This window comes from Flavobacterium sp. ACN6, from assembly GCF_002304005.1.
Lineage (GTDB): Bacteria > Bacteroidota > Bacteroidia > Flavobacteriales > Flavobacteriaceae > Flavobacterium.
In genome coordinates, this window is record NZ_MRCQ01000008.1 from 162,480 (window position 1) to 184,881 (window position 22,402).

General features: G+C 33.2%; 12 protein-coding genes. 6 read left to right on the forward strand and 6 right to left on the reverse strand.

The genetic code is table 11. From position 1 onward, the window contains the following. Positions 1 to 12 precede the first annotated feature (12 nt). The 3 genes from BSF42_RS14035 (at position 13) to BSF42_RS14045 (ending at position 4,804) form a co-directional block, all read left to right on the forward strand. Complete coding sequence (locus BSF42_RS14035; protein ID WP_095953713.1) at positions 13 to 1,095, forward strand: SusE domain-containing protein; 1,083 nt, start codon at positions 13 to 15, stop codon at positions 1,093 to 1,095. 97 nt (positions 1,096 to 1,192) lie between these two features. Further along, positions 1,193 to 2,578: an alpha-amylase family glycosyl hydrolase gene (locus BSF42_RS14040; RefSeq protein WP_095953714.1), complete on the forward strand. Its 1,386-nt coding sequence runs from the start codon at positions 1,193 to 1,195 to the stop codon at positions 2,576 to 2,578. A 45-nt stretch (positions 2,579 to 2,623) separates the two neighbouring features. Beyond that, positions 2,624 to 4,804 (forward strand): glycoside hydrolase family 97 protein, encoded by a 2,181-nt coding sequence (locus tag BSF42_RS14045; protein ID WP_253251065.1) that lies wholly within the window; start codon positions 2,624 to 2,626, stop codon positions 4,802 to 4,804. Between the two features lie 65 nt (positions 4,805 to 4,869). Here BSF42_RS14045 and BSF42_RS14050 read toward each other — a convergent pair whose 3' ends face one another. The 3 genes from BSF42_RS14050 to BSF42_RS14060 all read right to left on the reverse strand — a co-directional run bounded on the left by BSF42_RS14050 (position 4,870) and on the right by BSF42_RS14060 (position 9,657). Then, positions 4,870 to 5,424, reverse strand: a complete 555-nt coding sequence (locus BSF42_RS14050) for a DUF5683 domain-containing protein (RefSeq protein WP_095953715.1) — start codon at positions 5,422 to 5,424, stop codon at positions 4,870 to 4,872. A 266-nt stretch (positions 5,425 to 5,690) separates the two neighbouring features. Then, positions 5,691 to 9,056: a transcription-repair coupling factor gene (gene mfd / locus BSF42_RS14055; RefSeq protein WP_095953716.1), complete on the reverse strand. Its 3,366-nt coding sequence runs from the start codon at positions 9,054 to 9,056 to the stop codon at positions 5,691 to 5,693. After that, positions 9,049 to 9,657 (reverse strand): hypothetical protein, encoded by a 609-nt coding sequence (locus BSF42_RS14060; RefSeq protein WP_095953717.1) that lies wholly within the window; start codon positions 9,655 to 9,657, stop codon positions 9,049 to 9,051. The genes mfd and BSF42_RS14060 overlap by 8 nt, the downstream gene beginning before the upstream one ends. Positions 9,658 to 10,314: 657 nt before the next feature. Between BSF42_RS14060 and BSF42_RS14070 the strand changes: the two genes are divergently transcribed. Together BSF42_RS14070 and BSF42_RS14075 are read left to right on the forward strand one after the other, a co-directional pair. Beyond that, entirely contained in the window at positions 10,315 to 11,253 is a 939-nt protein-coding gene (locus BSF42_RS14070; protein WP_095953719.1) for an L-threonine 3-dehydrogenase, read from the forward strand. Positions 11,254 to 11,443: 190 nt separating this feature from the next. Continuing rightward, positions 11,444 to 12,640, forward strand: a complete 1,197-nt coding sequence (locus BSF42_RS14075) for a DUF418 domain-containing protein (protein WP_095953807.1) — start codon at positions 11,444 to 11,446, stop codon at positions 12,638 to 12,640. 84 nt (positions 12,641 to 12,724) lie between these two features. On the opposite strand, the gene BSF42_RS14080 is transcribed toward BSF42_RS14075, so the two are convergent. The 3 genes from BSF42_RS14080 to BSF42_RS22455 form a co-directional block, all read right to left on the reverse strand. After that, entirely contained in the window at positions 12,725 to 14,605 is a 1,881-nt protein-coding gene (locus BSF42_RS14080) for a M1 family metallopeptidase (protein ID WP_095953720.1), read from the reverse strand. Positions 14,606 to 14,669: 64 nt separating this feature from the next. After that, a complete protein-coding gene (locus BSF42_RS14085) occupies positions 14,670 to 16,307 on the reverse strand; it encodes a S8 family peptidase (RefSeq protein ID WP_095953721.1) in 1,638 nt (545 codons plus the stop codon). 228 nt (positions 16,308 to 16,535) lie between these two features. Continuing rightward, positions 16,536 to 16,712 carry a hypothetical protein gene (locus BSF42_RS22455; RefSeq protein ID WP_172426692.1) on the reverse strand — a complete coding sequence of 59 codons (177 nt, stop codon included), beginning with the start codon at positions 16,710 to 16,712 and terminating at the stop codon, positions 16,536 to 16,538. Between the two features lie 261 nt (positions 16,713 to 16,973). Between BSF42_RS22455 and BSF42_RS14090 the strand changes: the two genes are divergently transcribed. Continuing rightward, positions 16,974 to 22,229: a T9SS type A sorting domain-containing protein gene (locus BSF42_RS14090; RefSeq protein WP_095953722.1), complete on the forward strand. Its 5,256-nt coding sequence runs from the start codon at positions 16,974 to 16,976 to the stop codon at positions 22,227 to 22,229. Positions 22,230 to 22,402 lie beyond the last annotated feature (173 nt).

Below are 22,402 nucleotides of genomic sequence, written 5' to 3' on the forward strand. Positions count from 1 at the left end.
ACAAAAACTATCATGAAAAAATATATCAATAAATTATTCATATTAGGCAGTTTGCTTTTCTTGGGTTCATCCTGCGAAAGCGATGCCGAATTAACAACATTAAAAGCTGTTAGTTTCCCTTCAGAAATTACAGTTTCATCCAATTCAATCGTATTGACAGAAAACATTGCAGAAGATCAGGTATTACTTGTTTCATGGCCAGAAGTTACTTTTCCTGTTGAAGCTCCTGTAAAGTATGCACTTCAATTTGATTTGGTGGGAGATACAAGCGGCGCTGCTGCCTGGCAAAAAGCAAAAAGAATTGAAGTTGGAACAGATGTTTTAAGCAAAACCCTAATTGGTCAGGATTTAAATAAAATTGCAGTCGATTTAGGACTTCCAATTGATGTTGAAGGAAAATTAGTTGTCCGTGTAGAAGCAGCAATGGATCGTAAAGTGTATTCAAACCCTATTACTTTGACCATTACTCCTTACGAAAAAAGTGTTGTTTTTGGAGAAATTTATATGCCGGGAGCGTATCAGGGAGAATGGAATGTAGATACAGCACTTGCTTTACCTGCTATCGCAAAAGGTATTTATCAAGGCTATGTAACTGTTCTTCCAGGTTATGGAACTGTATTTAAATTAAATCAGGGCAGAAACTGGGAGCAATACTACGGTGCTGGAGCTACAAACAACGATTTACAAAACATGAGCACTGCCGATTTCAGCCTTCCCGGAACAGGTTCGTACCAAGTAAAAGTGAATCTCAATACTTTAAAATGGACCGCTGCTCCGTATTCATGGGGAATTGTAGGTGATGCAACAGCTGGAAGCTGGGACAACAGCACACCAATGAACTATGATTATCAAACAAAAACATGGAAAATTACTGTTGATCTGGTTCCTGGGAATGTCAAATTCAGATTGAATAACAGCTGGACAGTCAATTATGGACCTAAAAACACCACAGAGGGATTGGTTTATCTGGACGATCAAGGTTCTTACTATGTGGGCGAAGGCGGCACTTATGAAATTACATTCAAAATAAATGATGTTGATCCTGCGGCTCTTGGATATCCAGCAACTGCAGCATACACTGTAACAAAAAAATAGATAAAAATTTAAGTTAAGTTTGGTTTGAGTTTACCTGTCTTTTTACTTCGAAAGGCAGGTTACTTCTCAACCGCTTAAAAACATAAAAATTAAAATCATGAAATTTAATATAAAAATCGTTTACGCATTCCTGCTCACATTGGCATTTGTTTCGTGCAGTTCTTCTGATAACGATAACAATTCAGAGCCAGACTCTCCTTATACACAATATGGAGCTCCTTTTGATAAAATGCCCAAAAAAGAAGATGCCATTATTTATCAGGTTAATATTCGAGCATTTAGTCAGGCTGGAACACTAAAAGGAGTACAGGATAGATTGGCACAAATTCAGGAACTGGGTGCAAATGTCATTTATTTAATGCCTGTTTATCCTGTTGGAAAAGAAAGAGCAACCGGCGAATTAGGATCTCCTTATGCCGTTAAAGATTATAAAGCGGTAAATCCAGATTTTGGAACGCTGCAAGATCTTCAAACTTTAGTCGAAGAAGCGCATAAAAAAAATATGGCAGTTGTTTTAGACTGGGTTGCCAATCACACCGCTTGGGATAACGCTTGGATTACGCAACATCCAGACTGGTATCAAAAAGATGCAGATGGTAAAATTATAATTCCACCTGGAACTAATTATAATGATGTCGCGCAGTTAAATTTCAATAATACTGAAATGAAAGATGCCATGATCGATGCTATGTCCTATTGGGTTTACAATGCAAACATAGACGGTTTCAGATGCGATTATGCTGATTTTGTCCCAAACAATTTCTGGTCGGATGCAATTACTAAATTGAGAAAAATCAAGAAGAACCAAACTATTTTAATGCTTGCTGAAGGTTCTAAAGTAAATCATTTCGCCTCTGGTTTTGATTATACTTTTGGTTTCAATTTCTTTTATACTATAGAACAGCTTTTCAAAGAAAACAAATCGGCCACTACCCTTCAGGATTCAAATGCAACAGAATATGCTAACAATTACAATCCAGAAAACAGAGTTGTTCGATATACCAGCAACCATGATGTGAATCTTTCTGACGGAACGCCTTTAGAACTTTTTGGAGGTAAAAAAGGATCGCTTGCCATGTTTGTTGTAGCGGCTTATTTAAAATCGGTTCCAATGATTTACAACGGACAGGAAATTGGATACAACAAAAGATTAAATTATTTCGCGAGAACACCAATTGACTGGTCGACTGCAGATAATGAAATGCTGGCAGAATACAAAAAAATCATTGCTTTCAGAAACACAAGCGCAGCTGTTAAAACAGGAGAATTTACAGGTTACAGCAGTGATGCCGTTAGTGCATTTACCATGATAAAAGATACTGAAAAAGTTTTTGTGCTTTCTAATTTAACAGATTCAACAGTAAAACATCTAATTCCTTCAACATTAAAAGGAAGCTGGAAAGATGCTTTTACAGGAGCAGCAGTAACAGTTGGCTCCGATGTAACATTGCAGCCTTATCAATATTTAATATTGAAAAACTAATGTCAATGCAGCTTTAAAACTTAAATTTGCACAAAAATATATAAAATGAATTTTCAATATCAAAAATCCTTGCTTCAAATTTGTTTGAGCAAAAAAACAGCGCTTTTATTTTTCGTATTCCTAAGTACCTTTTGGCTTCAGGCACAAGAAATAACTTCGCCAGACAAAAATCTTTCTTTAAAATTTGAATTAAAAGAAGGCGGTATTCCGTCTTACCAATTATCATACAAACAAAAAGCAGTTATTAAACCAAGTACTTTAGGTTTAGAATTGCAAAATATGCCTTCGTTTTTAGATGGTTTTACCGTTACAAATACTGCTCAATCTTCTGTTGATGAAAATTGGAATCCAGTTTTAGGTGAAGAAAAAACAATTCGCAATCAGTACAACGAATTGGTTGTCACTTTAGCTCAGGCAAAAAACAATAATAGATTTATTCGTATTCGTTTCCGTTTATTCAACGACGGATTGGGATTTAGATATGAATTTCCAAAACAAAATGATTTGAGTTATTTCGTAATTAAAGAAGAGCGTTCTCAATTTAATTTGGCTGGAAATCACAAAATTTTCTGGATTCCAGGAGATTATGATACCAACGAATACGCCTATACGACTTCAAAAATTTCAGAGATTCCTTCATTGATGAAAAAAGCAACGATTGAAATCAATGCACAGCAGCCAATCAAAGAATTGTCTGTACAAACGCCGTCAATGATGAAATCTGATAATGGTTTATACATCAACATTCACGAAGCGGGATTAATTAATTATCCAGCAATGTACCTTGAAGTTGATGCTGTAAACAACAAAATGATTAGTCATTTAGCACCAGATGCAGTTGGCGCAAAAGGCTATATGCAGACAGATGCGCAGTCGCCTTGGAGAACTATTGTAGTAAGCGATAAAGCAACCGATATTTTGGCATCAAAATTAATCCTGAATCTTAATGACCCAACAACTTACAAAGATGTTTCTTGGATTAAACCGGTAAAATATATCGGGATTTGGTGGGAATATTTCGTAGCAGGAAAAAGTACATGGGCCTTTGGAAAAGAAAACAATGTAAAAATGACGGATGATTTTACGAAACTTACGCCAAACGGAAAACACGGTGCTACAACAGAACGTGCTAAAGAATACATTGATTTTGCTTCTAAAAATGGTTTTGATGCCATTCTTATCGAAGGCTGGAACATTGGCTGGGAAGACTGGATTGGCAATTGGAAAGAAGATGTTTTTGACTATGTAACGGCTTATCCAGATTTTGATGTAAAAGCAGTTCATGCTTATGCGGCTTCTAAAGGTGTAAAAATTATCATGCACCACGAAACTTCAGGATCTGCAACAAATTATGAGCGTCGATTAGATCGTGCATTTCAATTTATGAATGACAACGGTTATGACGCTGTAAAAACGGGTTATGTTGGACAGATTATTCCGCGTGGTGAACACCATGACGGGCAATGGATGGTCAATCATTATATTAATGTTGCCAAACGTGCAGCCGATTATAAAATTATGGTCAACAGCCATGAAGCGGTTCGTCCAACTGGTTTAAACCGAACTTTCCCAAACTGGATTGCTCAGGAATCGGCTCGCGGAACTGAATTCGAATCTATGGGAGGCTTAGCGCCAGATCATACTACGATTTTACCTTTTACAAGATTAATGGGAGGTCCAATGGATTATACGCCAGGAATTTTCCAAACTGATCTTTCGTATTACGGAACAGGAAGTTCACAACGAGTTAATACTACTTTGGTAAAACAATTGGCATATTATGTTACGATGTACAGTCCGTTGCAGATGGCAGCCGATATTCCCGGGAACTACGAGCGTTTTCCAGATGCATTTCAGTTTATTAAAGACGTTGCTGTAGATTGGGATAAAAGTTATATTTTAGAAGCTGAACCTGGAGATTACATTACAATTGCGCGTAAAGCAAAAGGCAAAAACGAATGGTTTATTGGAGGAATTACAGATGAAAATGCAAGAATTGCAAACATTTCATTTGATTATTTACCAGCAGGAAAAAACTTCATCGCCACCATTTATGCTGATGCCAAAGAAGCAAACTGGAATAAAAATCCACAGAAGTATACGGTTACCAAAGTTGTTGTAAACTCAAAAAGCAAATTGAAACAGTATTTAGCCCCAGGCGGAGGTACTGCAATTAGTATCAAAGAAGGAAATACTTCAGAATTAAAAGGATTGAAAAAGTTGTAAAATTCACAACAAATAATAATTAAAAAAGGAACTCTATTTTCAAAAAGAGTTCCTTTTTCTATTTTTTAGAAGGAATAATTCAGGGCAAACCCAAAATCATTTTGTGATGTAATTTCGTTTTTTATGATTGCAGGCTTAAATGCCAATTTTTCGTCAACATTAAATTGTGATAAAGAAGCATCGATGTTAGCATCAATAATATTTAAAATATAAAACCCTACCATAAACAGGGCAGATAAATCTCTGTTTCGTTGAAATTGCTTTTGAGCAGAAATCAATTGGCTTTCACTTAATCCAGCCAAAAATTCAGAACCACTTTGAGTACCTCCTAATCTATTTTTATATTCATCTCTGTACAAATTGTATTTTTTTTGATTATCAAAATACAAATAGGTACTTGTACCGATTGCGCCATAAACTAAAGGAACTTTCCAATATTTTTTATTATAAATCTGTCCTAAACCTGGTAAAACAGCCGAATAAAAAGCTGCTTTTGAAGGACGAAGCGGATCAATTTCAACTGATTGAATAGAATCTTTTGAAATGATTTCAGTTTTTTGCTGAGCGAAAATTGAAGTTAATCCGAAAAATAAAAGTAAAAGAATGAACTTACTCTTCATATAAAATTGGCTTTGAAAATTTGGGTCAAAGAAAACTTTTTGTTTTAAGATTATTCTTAAATAAAATATAAAAAAAGCTTAATGTTTTTTCGCCACGAATTTCACAAATTATCACGAATAAAATTTAAGTATGCGATATAAAAAATTAGTGCAAATTTGTGTGATTTGCGACAAACTCCACATAGCTTATAAAATTATTTTTTGCCACAGATTAAAGGATTAAAAATTGATTTATTTGTGAGAATCTTTTTAATCTGTAGCAAACTTTATTCTCCCAACAATTCCATCAACTCCAAAGCTCTTTTGGTCGATTTTACGTTCTCAAAAGTCAATAAAAGACGTAAGCCGTTTGGCGTTTGTTTCTCTTTCATTTGGCAAAGATTACTATATTTTTGTACAAATTGTAAAACCTTTCTAAACTTAGAAGATTGGTAATAATCAGATTGTTGATCGGAAACGAAATAACCAATCATTTTCCCTTTCTTCATAACCAGTTTTTCAATACCTACGTTTGTCGCAATCCACTTGATACGAATACTATTCATCAGGGCATTCGCGCGCGGAGGCATTGGTCCAAAACGGTCAATTAATTTGTTTTGGAAAATAACTAATTCTTCTTCATTTTTCACAGAACCTAATTCGTTATATAAACTCAAACGCTCGGTGACGTTATTGATATATTCATCAGAAAACAACAACTCAAAATCCGTATCAATCTGTAAATCTTTTACGTATTCCTTCGTTTCAATATCATTTTCTTCCGGATATAAATCTTTGAATTCGTTTTCTTTCAATTCCTCAATGGCTTCGTTCATGATTTTTTGGTACGTATCAAAACCAATTTCATTAATGAAACCACTTTGCTCGCCACCTAATAAATCTCCCGCTCCACGAATTTCAAGATCTTTCATCGCGATATTGAAACCGCTTCCCAATTCGCTGAATTGTTCCAAAGCCTGAATACGTTTTCTGGCATCTTCGGTCATGGATGAATACGGTGGACAGATGAAATAACAGAATGCTTTTTTATTGCTTCGTCCAACACGTCCACGCATTTGATGCAAATCTGACAATCCGAAATTATTGGCATTGTTGATGAAAATCGTGTTTGCATTTGGAACGTCAAGTCCACTTTCAATAATTGTCGTTGCAACCAAAACATCAAAATCTCCGTTCATGAAACCTAACATCAATTCCTCGAGTTTGGCGCCGTCCATTTGTCCGTGACCAATTCCCACTCTTGCATTTGGAACCAAACGCTGAATCATTCCGGCAACTTCTTTTATATTTTCGATGCGGTTATTGATGAAGAAAACCTGCCCGTTTCTTTGAATTTCATACGAAATCGCATCACGAATTACTTCTTCATTAAAACCAACAACATTAGTTTCAATCGGATAACGATTTGGCGGAGGTGTTGTAATAACTGATAAATCTCGCGCTGCCATCAATGAAAACTGAAGCGTTCTCGGAATTGGCGTTGCTGTTAATGTCAGCGTATCTACATTCGCAGCAATCGTTTTTAATTTATCTTTTACGTTAACGCCAAACTTTTGTTCCTCATCAACAATCAACAAACCTAAGTCTTTAAAAACAACATTTTTATTGACTAATTGATGCGTTCCAATTACGATATCGAGTTTTCCTTCGGCTAAATCTTTTAGCGTTTGTGCTTTTTGTTTTGCCGTTCTAAATCGGTTTAAATAACCCACAGAAACTGGCATATCTTTTAAACGTTCTGAGAAAGTTCTAAAATGCTGGTACGCCAAAATAGTGGTTGGCACTAAAACCGCAACCTGTTTGCTGTTATCAACCGCTTTAAAGGCCGCACGAATGGCAACTTCTGTTTTTCCGAAACCAACATCACCACAAACCAAACGATCCATTGGACGATCGCTTTCCATGTCGGCTTTTACTTCTTGCGTTGATTTGGTTTGATCCGGCGTATCTTCATAAATAAACGAACTTTCTAGTTCATTCTGCAAATAACTGTCTGGCGCGAACTGAAATCCTTTTTCTAAACGACGTTTTGCATACAACTGAATCAAGTTGAACGCAATATGTTTGACACGCGCTTTGGTTTTTTGTTTTAAAAGCTTCCAGGCGTTCGATCCTAATTTGTAGATTTTTGGAGGTGTTCCGTCTTTTCCGTTGTATTTGGATATTTTATGAAGCGAGTGAATACTCACATACACAATATCATTATCGGCATAAACCAATTTTATGGCTTCCTGCGTCTTTCCTTCAACTTGAATTTTCTGCAATCCACCGAATTTCCCAATTCCATGATCGATGTGCGTCACGTAATCGCCAACAGAAAGTGCGGTCAATTCTTTTAGAGTGATATTCTGTTTTTTAGAATAGCCGTTTTTGATGTTGAATTTATGATAACGCTCAAAAATCTGATGATCGGTATAAGCCGTTATCTGATTTTCTTCATCAATAAAACCTTGATACAAAGGCAGTACAATAGTATTATACTGCTTTCTGATGTTTTCTGAATTAGCTTCGTCTAAAGATTCAAAAATATCATGAAAACGTTTGGCCTGCGTTTCATTCGAACAGAATAAATAATTTTTATATCCGTTAAAATGATTGTCGCTCAGATTATTCAATAATAAATCAAATTGTTTATTGAAAGAAGGCTGAGGCTGAATATGAAATTCGAATTTTTTAGTGGTTTTAAAAATAGGTTTTGAAGCCAATTCGACAATCGAAAAGTTCAATGCTCTTTTGATAAATGAACTTTGATTTAGAAATAATTGCTCTGGCTGGGCATGTTTTATTTCTTTCGAAAGCTTCTCAAAAGCTTCTTCTGCCCTTGCAAATTGTTTGTCTAACTGACTAAAAAGTCCGTCGGTATTTTGAATAAAAATCACGGTTTTCTCCGCAATATAATCTAAGAAACTTTCTCTGTTTTCCTGAAATATCTTGTTTTCAACATTCGGGATAATCGTAATTTTTTTGTGTGCTTCTACCGATAACTGCGTTTCAACATCAAAACTTCTAATGCTGTCTACTTCATTTCCAAAAAACTCTATTCTGTATGGATGGTCGTTTGAAAAAGAAAAAACATCAACAATTCCTCCACGAACCGAAAATTCACCGGGTTCTGTAATAAAATCGACTCTTTTAAATTCATATTCAAACAAAACTTCGTTGATAAAGTCAATCGAAATTTTATCGTTTAAAGAAACTTTTAAAGTGTTTTTATCTAATTGCTGACGCGTAACTACTTTTTCAAAAAGTGCTTCAGGATATGTAACAATTATTGCTGGTTTTTTTCTGGAATTGATTCTGTTTAAAACCTCAGCGCGAAGCAAAACATTGGCATTATCTGTTTCATCAACTTGATATGGACGACGAAATGAAGCGGGATAAAATAAAACATCCTGCTCTCCAATCATCTGCTCCAAATCGTTTAGGTAATAAGCCGCTTCTTCTTTGTTGTCTAAAACAATTAAAAAAGGCAGTTCTGTTTTCTTAAAAACAGATCGAATTACAAATGAAACTGCAGAACCCAGCAAACCGCCGAGATGCATTTTTATCTGATTCTCTTCCAGTAAATTTGATGCAATCTCCTGTGCTTTTGGCAGATTGTCGTATATCGTATATAAAGCGTTTTTACTCAACTTTTGGTGTATTTTGATCTAGTGGCGGCGCAGAACTCGGAATCGCGCGCGTTGTGTCTAACATTTTAAGGAAATCTGCTTCTCCTTCCTCTTTTGGAATTTTGGCTTTTTCGACAACTTTATCCATTTGTCGCTCCAAAGAAATCAGTTCTTTATTGATTTCCTGAACTAAAAAAACCACTTTATCATCTGGAACTTGGTTTAGATGAATAAATAAATCCAGCATTCTTATTTTAGTAATTAAAATAGAAATACGGCTTTTTATTGGAGGCACATTAAATTCTGGCGGAATATTGTTATTTAAAGCCATTGCTTTCTTAGAAATCGCTCTTGACTTTTTTTGGAATGCGCCAATTGTTTTTCTTGGTTTATCGCCAATCTCTTTATTGAAATCACGCCATTCTGTCCATGAGTTTAATTTTTGTTCTGCAATTTCATTGATCGGTTCCTCAAGAAACGTCCAGCCTTTATTAATATTATTAAAAATAGCTTCTTTCTTTTTTGCCTCTTTCGCATTTTCTGCAAGACGTTTTTCATCTGCGTTTTGGCAGGAATACATTGCGGTAATCAAAAGTAGAAAAAGAGATATCTTATATTTCATCTGGTAAAACATTAAGCTGCAAAGTTACAAAGTAAATTTACAATTACGAATTCTGATTTTTGTTAGAAAACATATAAAATTCTGATAAGTTTTTGGAATCTATATATGAGAATTTTTACCGCAAAGCACGCAAAAATTTTAATTTACAGAAAGTTTAGAAAAAAAAGTTCGCAAAGCTAGTTCAACATCTAATTGGTCTTTTTTTTGAGGAAACATATAAAATTCTGATAAGTTTTTGGAATCTATATATGAGAATTTTTACCGCAAAGCACGCAAAAATTTTAATTTACAGAAAGTTTCGAGAAAAAAAGTTCGAAAAGCTAGTTGAACATCTAGTTGGTCTTTTTTTTGAGGAAACGTATAAAATTCTGATAAGTTTTGCAACAGAATTTAACCGCAAGGAACGCTGCTAATCTATCTTATATTAGGTTTAGAAAAACACAAAGTTCGAAAAATCTATTCAACATCTAGCTTTGCGAACTTTGTGTTTTTCTAAAACTGCCTAATTTAAAAAACTTTGTGTGCTTTGCGGTTAAATTTTTAATTCGAGAATAATCCAACAAACAAACTTTTTCATTATTGAATTTATAAATTTTACTTCTAAAAAACGCATGTAATTGCGAAAACGTTATATTTGTGTCTCTAAAATCATTAAAAATGAATCCTAAAATATTGATCATTGGCGCCTGCGGTCAGATTGGAACTGAACTGACGCAAAAACTGCGCAAATTATACGGAACCGAAAATGTAATCGCTTCTGATATTCGAAAATTAAATACTGACGTTGTTAACTCAGGACCTTTTGAAGTGGTCAATGCTTTAGATTTTAATCAAATTGAACATTTAGTAGAAGTTCACAAAATTACAGATGTGTATTTGATGGCTGCACTTTTGTCTGCTACAGCTGAAAAAAATCCTGCTTTTGCTTGGGACTTGAATATGAATTCTCTTTTTCATGTTTTAAATTTAGCGAAAGCAAAAAAAATTAAGAAGATTTTCTGGCCTTCAAGTATTGCTGTTTTTGGACCAACAACTCCAAAAGAAAATACACCGCAATATACCGTTATGGAACCTTCTACAGTTTACGGAATTAGTAAACAAGCGGGCGAAAGATGGTGCGAATATTACCATAATATTTACGGCGTTGATGTTCGCAGTATTCGTTATCCAGGTTTAATCAGCTGGTCTACTCCTCCGGGCGGCGGGACTACAGATTATGCTGTTGATATTTTCTATAAGGCTATTGCTGATAAAAAATACGAATGCTTCTTATCATCTGAAACCAAAATGCCAATGATGTATATGGATGATGCGATCGATGCAACGATTAAAATTATGCAGGCACCAGAAGATCAAATAAAAATACATTCTTCGTATAATTTAGCGGCAATGAGTTTTACTCCGACAGAAATTGCAAATGAGATTAAGAAACATATTCCAGATTTTGAAATTACTTACAATCCAGATTTCCGTCAGAAAATTGCGGACAGCTGGCCGGCAAGTATTGACGATTCATCTGCAAGGGAAGACTGGAGCTGGAATCATAAATTTGATTTGGAATCGATGACAAAAGATATGATTGAGCATTTGAGCTAAATCTAAAACAGTAAAATATACCTTGGCGTGTTATTCTAAAAAAGATACTTTTAGGATGACACGTTTTTTTATATTTAATTTTCAGATAAGAATTGTTGATTCCATAATTTCTTTACATTTGATGGCGTTTACTTATTTTCAAGTTTATTCAAAAATCATCAATCAAAATCACAACGAAAACATTAATCAAATGACAAATTCTTATCATCCTGTCGAACAAAGCAAAAGAACTGCAATTGTCGACATACTTCGGGGCTGGGCTATTTTAGGAGTAGCCATTGGCAATTATCAAGATTTTTTATACATTGGAGTAGAAAGAGAAATTAAATTCGATACTTTTTCAGAAATACTTCAAATCGTTAACCGCTATCTTTTCTCAGCAAAATCCTGGACATTATTAACGTTATTATTTGGCTACGGATTTGCTATCTTAATTAACAACGTGGCATCTAAAGGTAAAAATCCTGTTACCTTTTTTGCCTGGCGAATGCTTTTGCTTTTTGTATTAGCTTTTATCAATTCGTCGTTTTGGCTTGGCGATATTTTAAAAGATTATGCTTTTTTAGGACTTGTATTACTGCTTTTTTATAAAAGTTCCACACGAACATTAAGCATTATTTGTGCTTTTATTTTTCTGACCATTCCTTTTTTAATGGCTTATGTCAACACATTTAAGATTGAGCATATTGTAATTGCTACAAATCCTGAGTATCTAAAATTATATCATTCTGGCAACTGGATTGAATTTTTCAGATTTAATTTACTGGCTTCTTTTTACGAACAAATTATTATTCCGGGTTACGCCATTACTGCTCATTATGTAATGCTGGGCTGTATGCTTTTTGGATTTCTGCTTCAAAAATTAAACTTTTTTAACCGTTTAACAGAATTGAAAAAGCTTTTAAAATATGTTTGTTTTATAAGTTTTGTATGCTCTGTATTTATCGGAATCGGATTTTTTATTGCCGTACAAAACAAAGCTGGTTTTTTAAAATTCTTTCATCCGCTTTATTGGCTGGTTTTGTGCACAATGTTTTTTATTGCAACGGGAATTTCGCTGTTATATACTAATGGAAAACTAAAAACTATTTTCAGTTATTTTAGTGCTGGAGGCAAAATGACGCTGACCAATTATATGAGCCAAAATATTCTGGCAGCATTTCTTTTCTCTGGAATTGGTTTTGGAATAGCCGACTCAATGCCCTACTGGTTTTACTTTTTACTGGCCATATTTATATTTATAATTCAATTATTTATAAGCAAATGGTGGCTTTCAAAATACAATTACGGACCAATTGAATGGTTATGGAGATCTGCGAGTTACAGGGAATTTGTTCCTTTTAAGAAAACGCATACTGAGATTGCTGTTGATATAAAAACAGTATAATCTCAACATTTTTTTAATAAACTTGAAATAAAAAAAGCCCTTAAAACTAAATTTAAGGGCTTTTTTGATAAATATTCTTTGAGATTACTTCACTTCAAAAACATTATTTGCAGCTTTAACATCAGCCATTAATCCGCTTGGATCGATAGTGATTTTTTTGACTGCTGTTTTGTTTTTATCGATTGTAAAAATATAGTTTTGCTGCGCCCAAGCCCAGTCTTCTAAAACCGTTCTTTTTTGATTTGGATTTGGATTCGGTTTAATGAAATTCATCATTCTTAAAGGAATGTAGAATGTTTCAGAAGTTCCGTCTGTGTAATCCACTTTTAAATCGATTGGCATTGGCATTCTTCCAATTCTCTCCAGCGTTACGGTTGTTTTTCCAGAATTGTCTGCAACATCTTTAATTCCGTAATCGATTGTATTTAGTGTTTGAGTCCAATCTATTAAATACCAGTCTAACTCAGCTCCAGAAACTCTTTCTGCTGTTCTTTTGATATCATTTGGAGTTGGATGTTTGAATTTAAAATCGTTAAAATATCTTTTTAAAGTTGCATCAACGTTTTCTTTTCCAATTACATATTCTAATTGCGAAAGGAAAAGACTTCCTTTTATATAAGATGAAATGCTGTACGGACGATTTTCGTCATAACGATCTCCGTGCGTGCTTTGTGGCTGCTCTTTTCCAGAGTTTACCAAATTGTAATAAGCAGCATAATTTCCTTTAAATGGATTTACTTCTTTTTTATCGCCTTTCAATTCGTTCAAAGCACTGTCTTCAATGTAAGTTGTAAAACCTTCATCCATCCAAGGATGTTTTGATTCGTTTGAAGCTAAAATGTGCTGGAACCAAGAATGTCCTAATTCATGCGTTGCAGTTCCAAGAATTCCTTCAAGAGTTCCGTTTCCTAACATTAAAGTACACATTGCATATTCCATTCCGCCGTCGCCTCCTTGAATAAACGAGTATTGTTTGTACGGATAAGCACCAACTCTTTGGTTGTAATAATCCATTACTTTTACCATTAATGGTTCTAGCTGTTTCCAGTTTGCTGTAACTTTTGGATTGTTTTTGTAAAAGAAATGCAAGTCAACATCGTTTGGACCTTTTACAATATCATGCGCGTATTCTTTGTCTGCTGCCCACGTAAAATCGTGAACATTTGGCGCAATAAAATGCCATGTAAGCGTTTTTGCTTTTTTAGGATAGGTAACCGTTACACCTTCATCTTCATAACCATGTCCAATTGAATTTTTGTCTTGCAAATATCCAGAACCACCAATTGTATAGTCTTTGTCTATTGTAATTTTCACATCAAAATTACCCCAAACTCCGTGAAATTCTCTGGCAATGTATGGATCTGCGTGCCATCCTTCGAAATCAAATTCGGCTAATTTTGGATACCATTGTGACATTGAAAGTTCTATTCCTTCAGAATTGTTTCTTCCAGAACGACGAATTTGCACTGGAACTTGTCCGTCAAAATCTAATGTAAAAGTAGTTTTAGAATTTGGTAAAATCGGCTTAGCCAAAGTCACTTCTAAAATAGTTCCTGAAACTCTTGTCTGCGCAGCTGCACCATCTTGTTTGAAGTTTGTAATTTTTAAAAATCCAATTTCATTTGGTTTTAAAGTTTCAATTCGGCTTTGCTTGATATCTTTTCCATCTGCACCTTTTGTTTTAGTTACCATTCTTCCGTCTGGATCTTTAATAAAATGAAGGCGTGCATCCATTTCGCTTCCTGGCTGAAAAGCGTTTGGAAACAAATGATAGAATACTTTTCTTAAAGTATCAGAAGAATTATTGGTATAAACCAATTCTTGTTTTCCTTTATACTGATAGTTTTTCACATCCATTGAAACCTCCATTTTGTAATCGGCGTGCTGCTGCCAATATGGGGCGTTTTGGGCAAAAGCTGTATTTAAACCAAAGCTCAAGAAAGAGAGTAAAATAATTTTTCGCATGTTTATATGTAATAGAAAATGGAAGAGCGCGAACTCTTCCATTTGATTAATAGTGTATTAAGCTTTATTTTTTAGACATTTTCTCAGCCATTAATAACGCGTTGTAAGCATTTACCATTTTTGCTGTTTTTGATGATTCTGCAGCAGAAACGGCAACTGGTTTTTCATTTGGATTTTCACTTTTACCCAAAACAACTTTTGCAGGCAGTGCAACTCCAGAATCCATTAAAATCTTTTTCACCTGAGCGGCCTTTAACTTTGGATAGTAAGAACGAATTAACGCTGCAACACCCGCCGCATTTGGAGACGCCATTGAAGTTCCTTGTAAATATTTGTATTTGTTGTTTGGAACTGTTGCGTAAATTTCTTCTCCAGGAGCAAAAACGTCTACATTAATTTTTCCGAAGTTAGAAAAAGGTGCAATAACCGTTTCTCCATATTCTTTATTAATTGCTCCAATTGTGATCACGTTATCAGCAAATTCTTTTACGTTATCTTCAGAATCGTTTGGATAATTGATGTTTTTTGTTTCATCGATATTATATCCGTCGTTTCCTGCTGCGTGTACAATTAAAACGTCTTTTTTAGCTGCATATTTAATAGCATCGTAAACCCACTGTTTGTGTGGAGAAAAGCTTTTTCCAAAACTTCCGTTAATTACTTTTGCCCCATTATCTACCGCATAACGAATTGCAAGTGCGATATCTTTATCGTACTCATCTCCGTCTGGCACCGCTCTAACTGTTAGAATTTCAACGTTTGGCGAAGCAACTCCGTCTCCTCCTAAATTATTACCGCGAATTTGTGCAATGATTCCCGCAACGTGAGTTCCGTGAAGTGCTTTTTCTTTATCTGGACCAAAAACAATATTATTTCCGTAATGATTGTCTTTAATATCTTCTGGATTATCTCCTACGATTTTTCTTCCGTCAAATTCTTTATTTAAATTGTAATTTAACTGATCGTAAACTTGTTCGCTATATTCTGTTAATTCAGATTCTGGGTTAAAAGTTGGTCCAGCATTTGTAAAAATCATAGTCATAGCCCTTTTACTTTCCAAAACATTTGGATCTGCAGAAGTAATTGTACTTAAATCTTCTAATTTATAATCCGTTTTATTAAGCGATTTTTTAATCGTATTGTGAAAAGCCATTAAACGATCTGCTAGTTCTTTATCTTTTAAAGCTTCTTGATATTTCTCTGTATATTGTGCTAAAGCTGCTTTATATTCTGCAGAACCGTCATCCCCTTTTTTAACAACACGTGTCATTTCAAGGTTTTCGTGAACAGCATTTCCTAGGAAATTCCATCCGTTAACGTCATCGATAAATCCGTTTTTATCGTCATCGATTCCGTTTCCTGGAATTTCTTTAGTATTTGTCCAAATCATTCCTTTTAGGTCTTCGTGTTCGATATCAACACCAGAATCTACAATACCAACAATTACTTTCTGACCTTTTTTACCTTGCAGTAATTCAGTCAAAGCTCTATCAACACTCATTCCCGGGATAGAATCTTTTACCAAATCCAGGTGACTCCATCTTTTTAATTCATTTTCACTAACTGGTGCTTTTTTTACCACTGCCAAAGGGGCAACAATTGGTTGTTTTTGCACTGATTTTTGCGCTTGCAAACTAGCGCTGCAACCTGCTAAAACAAGTAATGCAAACGCAGATAATTTAAGAGGTTTTATATGACTCATGTATCTATAATTATATCTAAAGTTAAAAGATGGGTCTAAATTATGCTTTTTTGTTACAAAATGCTAACTGTTAACAATGTGTTATGAAAATACTGTTGTTTTTAAGTCTTAATTATTTAACTAGTAAAGAAATTCATCCGCAAAAATTTACTTTTTCAATTTTCTAGCTGAATAAATACAATAAAAAAATCCGCCATTTTATAGCGGATTTTCAATGTTAGAAATTAATCAACATGAGTAACAACCTTCAGAATGTATATTGTATTCAATCCAATCTAAAGGATCGACGTCATATTTTCTAGGAGCCGGCCCACCTATTCCACCATTAATTTCTTTCAATTGATCAGATTCAAGTGCTACAACACCTAACTCATCAGCATTTTTAATAAAATCATCTAAATTCATAATAATAGTTTTTTATTTTTCACCTACTCGTTAGCTTTTCGGCATCCGCTTATTACTTGCCAATATATAAAAATATATTTACAAATAATAATTAAAAAGTAAAACAAAGATTACAAATAAAACTTTTTAATATGCATATAAATAACTAATACTAATTCCAGTCATTTTTGTTTAACCAAATAATATACTCTTTACGGTTTCACGTAAGGAATATTCAATTAATATACATACACTTGCGCGACCTAATCATAAACTCAATCTATGAAAACAAAACTACTCTTGTTGCTGTTACTGGCAAATTTTTCTATTTATGCTCAATACACCGCGATTCCGGACATTAATTTTGAAAGAAAATTAATTGAACTGGGAATCGATTCAGGTGCTGAAGACGGACAGGTTCTTACAGCATCCATCTCGCAGGTAAAAGGGTTAGACGTTAGAGCTAGCGGTATTTCAGATTTAACTGGAATCGAAGGTTTTATATCTTTGCAGACATTTATTTGTAGAGATAATTCTCTGACAAGTTTAAATCTCTCACAAAATAAACAATTGTTTGATTTGGACTGTGCAAACAATTTATTACAAACTTTAGATGTTTCTGAGAACACTTTGCTTTATTACTTCAATTGTATGAACAATGATATTACAACATTAGATGTAACTAAAAATATCAAATTGCAAGAACTTGTAATTGGTGGCAATCCAATTTCAGACATTGATCTTTCGACCAATAAAGATTTAAGAAGGCTGGCAATCTTTTATAGTAAATTTACAACTCTAGATGTATCGAATAATACAGGTTTGGCGGATCTTGATTTTAGTGGAAATCAGATAACAAATATTGATCTTTCTAATAATGTTAACTTAACTGATTTAGTTTGCTCAAGCAATTTATTAACCAATTTAGATCTTTCTCAAAACCGTTCTCTTGTAAAACTAAATTGTTCTTATAATAAATTATCGAGCTTAAATATCTCAAACAACGTTGTAATTAAAAATTTGGATTGCAGTTCTAATAAAATAACTTCTTTAGATGTTTCCAAAAACTTAGTGCTAAATAATTTAACCTGTTCCGGAAACAAAATTACTACATTAGATTTATCAAAAAATTTAGTTTTAGCTAGTGTGTCTGCAGGTTCAAATAATCTTTTGAACGTAAATCTGAAATCTGGAAAAAACAGCTTATTGACTAGTGTCCATTTATTATCAAACCCTTCTTTAACTTGTGTTCAGGTTGATGATGCGGTATATTCTGCTTCAAAATGGAATTCAAATGTAGATTCAGGAGTAACGTTCAGTACAGATTGTAATCAATATACTTCTATCTCAGATCCAGTTTTTGAAAATAAATTAATTGATCTTGGTATCGATACAGATGGGTTAAATGGATTGGTTTTGAATTCAAATATAAATACACTTACGACTTTAAATGTTTCTAATAGTGCAATAAAAGACCTTTCTGGTATTGAAGGATTTGTTGCTTTGACTGAATTAAATGTCTCAAAAAATCAATTGACCCAACTAGATCTTTCTAATAATACAATTTTAAATACCTTAACGGCATTTGAAAATACGGGGTTAAATTGCATTAAAGTAGCAGATGTTGCTGTAACAAAGACTTGGAGTGCATCGCTAGATCAGAATACTATATTTAATGTTGACTGTAATGTTTATACACTTATACCAGACTCAAAATTTGAAGAAAAATTAATTGAATTAGGTTTTGATAACGATGGATTAAACGGAAAAGTATTGACTCAAAATATTGCATCTGTTACTACTTTAAATGTTTCTAATAGTGAAATTAAGGATTTGACAGGTATTGAGGATTTTACTGCTTTGAGAGATTTTAATTGCAAATTAAATCCTATTCAGTCTTTAGATCTTTCTAAAAATACTAATCTTGTTGTTTTGTCCTGTGGAGGAAATAGCGGACATCCCGCAAGCGGAGGAAATGGTAAATTAACTTCTTTAGACCTTTCTAAAAACACAAAACTAACAACATTAAACTGTTCATATAACCAAATTAGCTCTTTAAATCTTTCAGGATGCACAGAGTTGAATAGAATTGAATGTTCTATAAATAGATTAACTACGATTAATTTTCCAAGTGCAAAACTTACGCAGTTAGATTGTAGTGGAAATCCGTTGACTTCTTTAGATGTATCAAATCTGCCAAATTTGAATTATCTAAATGTATATTATACCACATTGAAAAAATTGGACGTTTCTAAAAATCCTGTTCTTACGAGTCTAACATTTTCGAATTCTCCTAAATTAGAAAAAGTAAATTTCAGAAATGGGAATAATAAAAATTTTGTAGTTGGGCTATATACTTCAAATACATTTACCAATTGTCCTAACTTAACTTGTATAGCAGTTGATGATGTTGCATACTCTGAATTAAACTGGAGCCACCTTAAAGACGCAACTGCAGCTTTTAATACAGAATGTATTGACTATACGCTGATTCCAGATTTAAATTTCGAAAAAAAATTAATTGCATTAGGAATTGATACAGACGGTGAAAATGGAAAAGTTGCGACGCCAAACATTGCTTCATTAACAATGCTGAACGTTTCAAAAAGTAATATTTCTGACTTAACAGGTATTCAGGATTTTGCCGCACTAACAATTTTAAATGCTTCAGAAAATACATTAGCGACTGTAGATGTTTCCTCAAATGTTAATTTGAAGACTTTAAATTTGGGTAAAAATAAGTTAACAACATTAGATACTTCAAATAATACCTTTTTAGAATCTGTTACTGTAAGCAACAACTCAATTGCTGCATTAAATTTTCATGCCAATCCAGCTTTAATTAGAATATATGCTACAGACAATTTATTGACAAGTCTGGCTGTTAGCTTAAATACCAATTTAACTACTTTATGGTGCCAAAGAAATAAACTGCAAAATTTGGATGTTTCTCAAAATTTAGCTTTAACTGAATTTACTTGTGGAAGAAACGAATTGACAGAATTAAATGTTTCAAAAAACGTTTCTTTAGCAACTCTTTCTTGTGGAGAAAATAAGATAAAAAACCTTGATGTTTCCAGCAATAAGCTTTTAGTTCTTTTAGACTGTTCAATTAATAAATTAGAAAGTTTAAATTTAAAGAATGGCACTAACAATTTGATAGATAAAACATATTTGAAACTATTTTCAAACTTGAGTTTAAAATGTATATTGATAGACGATGTAGAATATGCTAATACAAATTGGTCAACCGTAAAAGACCCTTCGGCTTCTTTTAATATTGATTGTACAGTTTATACTTTAATTCCAGATCTTAATTTTGAGAAAAAATTAATCTCGTTAGGAATTGATAAAGACGGTGAAAACGGAAAAGTTGCTACTACAAGTATTGAAGGCGTGACTTCATTGGATGTTTCTAACAGTTTAATTGCGGACTTGACAGGAATTCAAGATTTTACTTCATTAACTTATTTAAATTGTTCAGCTAATACCTTAACAAATCTTGATTTGTCGAAAAATGCAGTATTAGAAAACCTACAGGCTTATAAAAACCAATTAACGACATTCAATACAAACGCTAACAAATCACTTACTACTTTAAGTATAGGAAATAACAAACTAACATCTCTAGAGGTTTCGGCATCAACAATGTTAGAAAATCTTAATGTCGGCAGTAATACATTAACTTCATTAAATGTTTCGGCAAATACAGCATTGACAATACTAAATTGCGGTAATAACAAACTCACGGCACTAGATGTTAAATCAAATAGTTCTTTAAATAATCTTTATTGTCATTACAATCAAATTACAAGTTTAGATGTTTCTCAAAACATTTTGTTAGCAGAATTAATGTGTCATGGAAATCAATTGAAAGAATTAAACGTAGAGAACAATCCCGAATTATCATTATTAGATTGTTTAGAAAATCAAATTACAAGCATAGATATTTCTAAAAATCCGAAAATAACAGAATTGGCTTGTGAGAACAATCAATTAACTTCTTTGAATTTAAAAAACGGAAACAATAGAAATTTAATTTTAACTTTTTCGAATTTTATAAATAATCCCAATTTAACTTGTATTTTGGTTGATGATGTTGCTTATTCTGATTCTAATTGGTCAGCCTTAAAAGATACAACAGCATCTTACAGTGCAGATTGTACTGTTTATACTTTGATTCCTGATGTTAATTTTGAAGCGAAGTTAATTGCTTTAGGAATTGATAAGGATGGACCAAACGGAAAAGTTGCAACAGCAAGTATTTCTTCTGTCATTTCATTAAATATTTCTGAAAGCAATATTTCAGATTTAACTGGACTTGAGGACTTTAATTCGCTAACAACTTTAAACTGTTCAAGCAATGAAATTGCTGTACTTAACCTTACTTTAAATTCAACTTTAGTACAAGTTAATTGCAACAATAACAAGCTTACCAGCTTAGCAACAGACAAAAATGATAAGTTAACAACGATTGATTGTTCTTACAATACGATTACATCATTAGATCTTTCTAAAAACCCTGCATTAACAGCCGTAAATGTTTCAAACAATAATTTGAATTCTTTGAATTTAAAAAATGGCTTCAATATAAACATGGATTGGTTTAGTGTTAACTTTACTAAAAATCCTGCCTTAACTTGTATTCAAGTAGATAATGCACAATATTCTAATGATAATTGGAATGGAAAACTCGATAAAACTGCTTTCTTTACAGAAAATTGCGGTAGTTATACTTTGATTCCAGATTCGAATTTTGAAGATAAATTAATTCAATTAAAAATTGATATCGACGGGAAAAATGGAAAAGTATTGACTTCGACGATTGCATCTATAAAAGATTTAAATGTACAGTTAAGTGATATTAAAGACTTGACAGGAATACAGGACTTTACTTCCCTTGAATTTTTAAATTGTCAATTCAACTTATTAACTACTTTGAATGTTGCAAAAAATTCAAATTTAATTGAACTATATACACACGGAAACGATTTAACAACTTTGGATGTTTCAGCAAATACCGCTCTTACAACTTTACAAGTAAACAAAAATAAGCTGACTGCTTTAGATATTTCTAAAAACAGCAAGTTAGAATATATTAATGTTATGGAAAATCAGTTGAAAATTTTAAACTTGAATAACGGCAATAACATCAATTTTACAGGTGCTTTATTATCCTTAAACTCAACTTTAAGTTGTATCAAGGTAGACAATCCTTCTTTTGCGGCATCAAGCAGTGTGTTCTTTAAAGATACAGCAGCGACATATTCGGCAACCTGTACATTAGGAATTGAAGATTCTGTTTTCAGTAAAGCAACACTGTACCCGAATCCGACAAAAGGTGAAGTTAACATTAACAATGTTTCTTTAGAAAAAGCAACTGTCTATAACTCATTAGGACAATTAGTAAAAACATTTGTTTTCAATAATGGAGAAACGAATAACCTTATAAATTTATCTGGTTTACCAAGAGGAGTTTATTATGTGTACTTAATCAACGGAGACGCTGCTTCTGCCAAAAAAATAATTGTAGAATAATTATTAATCAGCAATTCAAATCCCATTTTCAGAATATTGAAAATGGGATTTTTTAGTTAAATAATTTTAATGTTTTAGCAAAGTAAAATAGAATAATTTTCTTACGTTTGTGTCAGCATTTTAATTCCTTTTTTATCCGTTTCCATTTGCCCTTAATTTATTACAAACTCAAA

What these genes read in the sequence shown, in the direction of transcription:
- BSF42_RS14075 (WP_095953807.1), top strand. Translation starts at nt 11,444, where the DNA reads ATGACAAATTCTTATCATCCTGTCGAACAAAGCAAAAGAACTGCAATT.
- BSF42_RS14050 (WP_095953715.1), bottom strand. Translation starts at nt 5,424, where the DNA reads ATGAAGAGTAAGTTCATTCTTTTACTTTTATTTTTCGGATTAACTTCA.
- BSF42_RS14045 (WP_253251065.1), top strand. Translation starts at nt 2,624, where the DNA reads ATGAATTTTCAATATCAAAAATCCTTGCTTCAAATTTGTTTGAGCAAA.
- BSF42_RS14080 (WP_095953720.1), bottom strand. Translation starts at nt 14,605, where the DNA reads ATGCGAAAAATTATTTTACTCTCTTTCTTGAGCTTTGGTTTAAATACA.
- BSF42_RS14035 (WP_095953713.1), top strand. Translation starts at nt 13, where the DNA reads ATGAAAAAATATATCAATAAATTATTCATATTAGGCAGTTTGCTTTTC.
- BSF42_RS22455 (WP_172426692.1), bottom strand. Translation starts at nt 16,712, where the DNA reads ATGAATTTAGATGATTTTATTAAAAATGCTGATGAGTTAGGTGTTGTA.
- BSF42_RS14085 (WP_095953721.1), bottom strand. Translation starts at nt 16,307, where the DNA reads ATGAGTCATATAAAACCTCTTAAATTATCTGCGTTTGCATTACTTGTT.
- BSF42_RS14060 (WP_095953717.1), bottom strand. Translation starts at nt 9,657, where the DNA reads ATGAAATATAAGATATCTCTTTTTCTACTTTTGATTACCGCAATGTAT.
- BSF42_RS14070 (WP_095953719.1), top strand. Translation starts at nt 10,315, where the DNA reads ATGAATCCTAAAATATTGATCATTGGCGCCTGCGGTCAGATTGGAACT.
- BSF42_RS14090 (WP_095953722.1), top strand. Translation starts at nt 16,974, where the DNA reads ATGAAAACAAAACTACTCTTGTTGCTGTTACTGGCAAATTTTTCTATT.
- BSF42_RS14040 (WP_095953714.1), top strand. Translation starts at nt 1,193, where the DNA reads ATGAAATTTAATATAAAAATCGTTTACGCATTCCTGCTCACATTGGCA.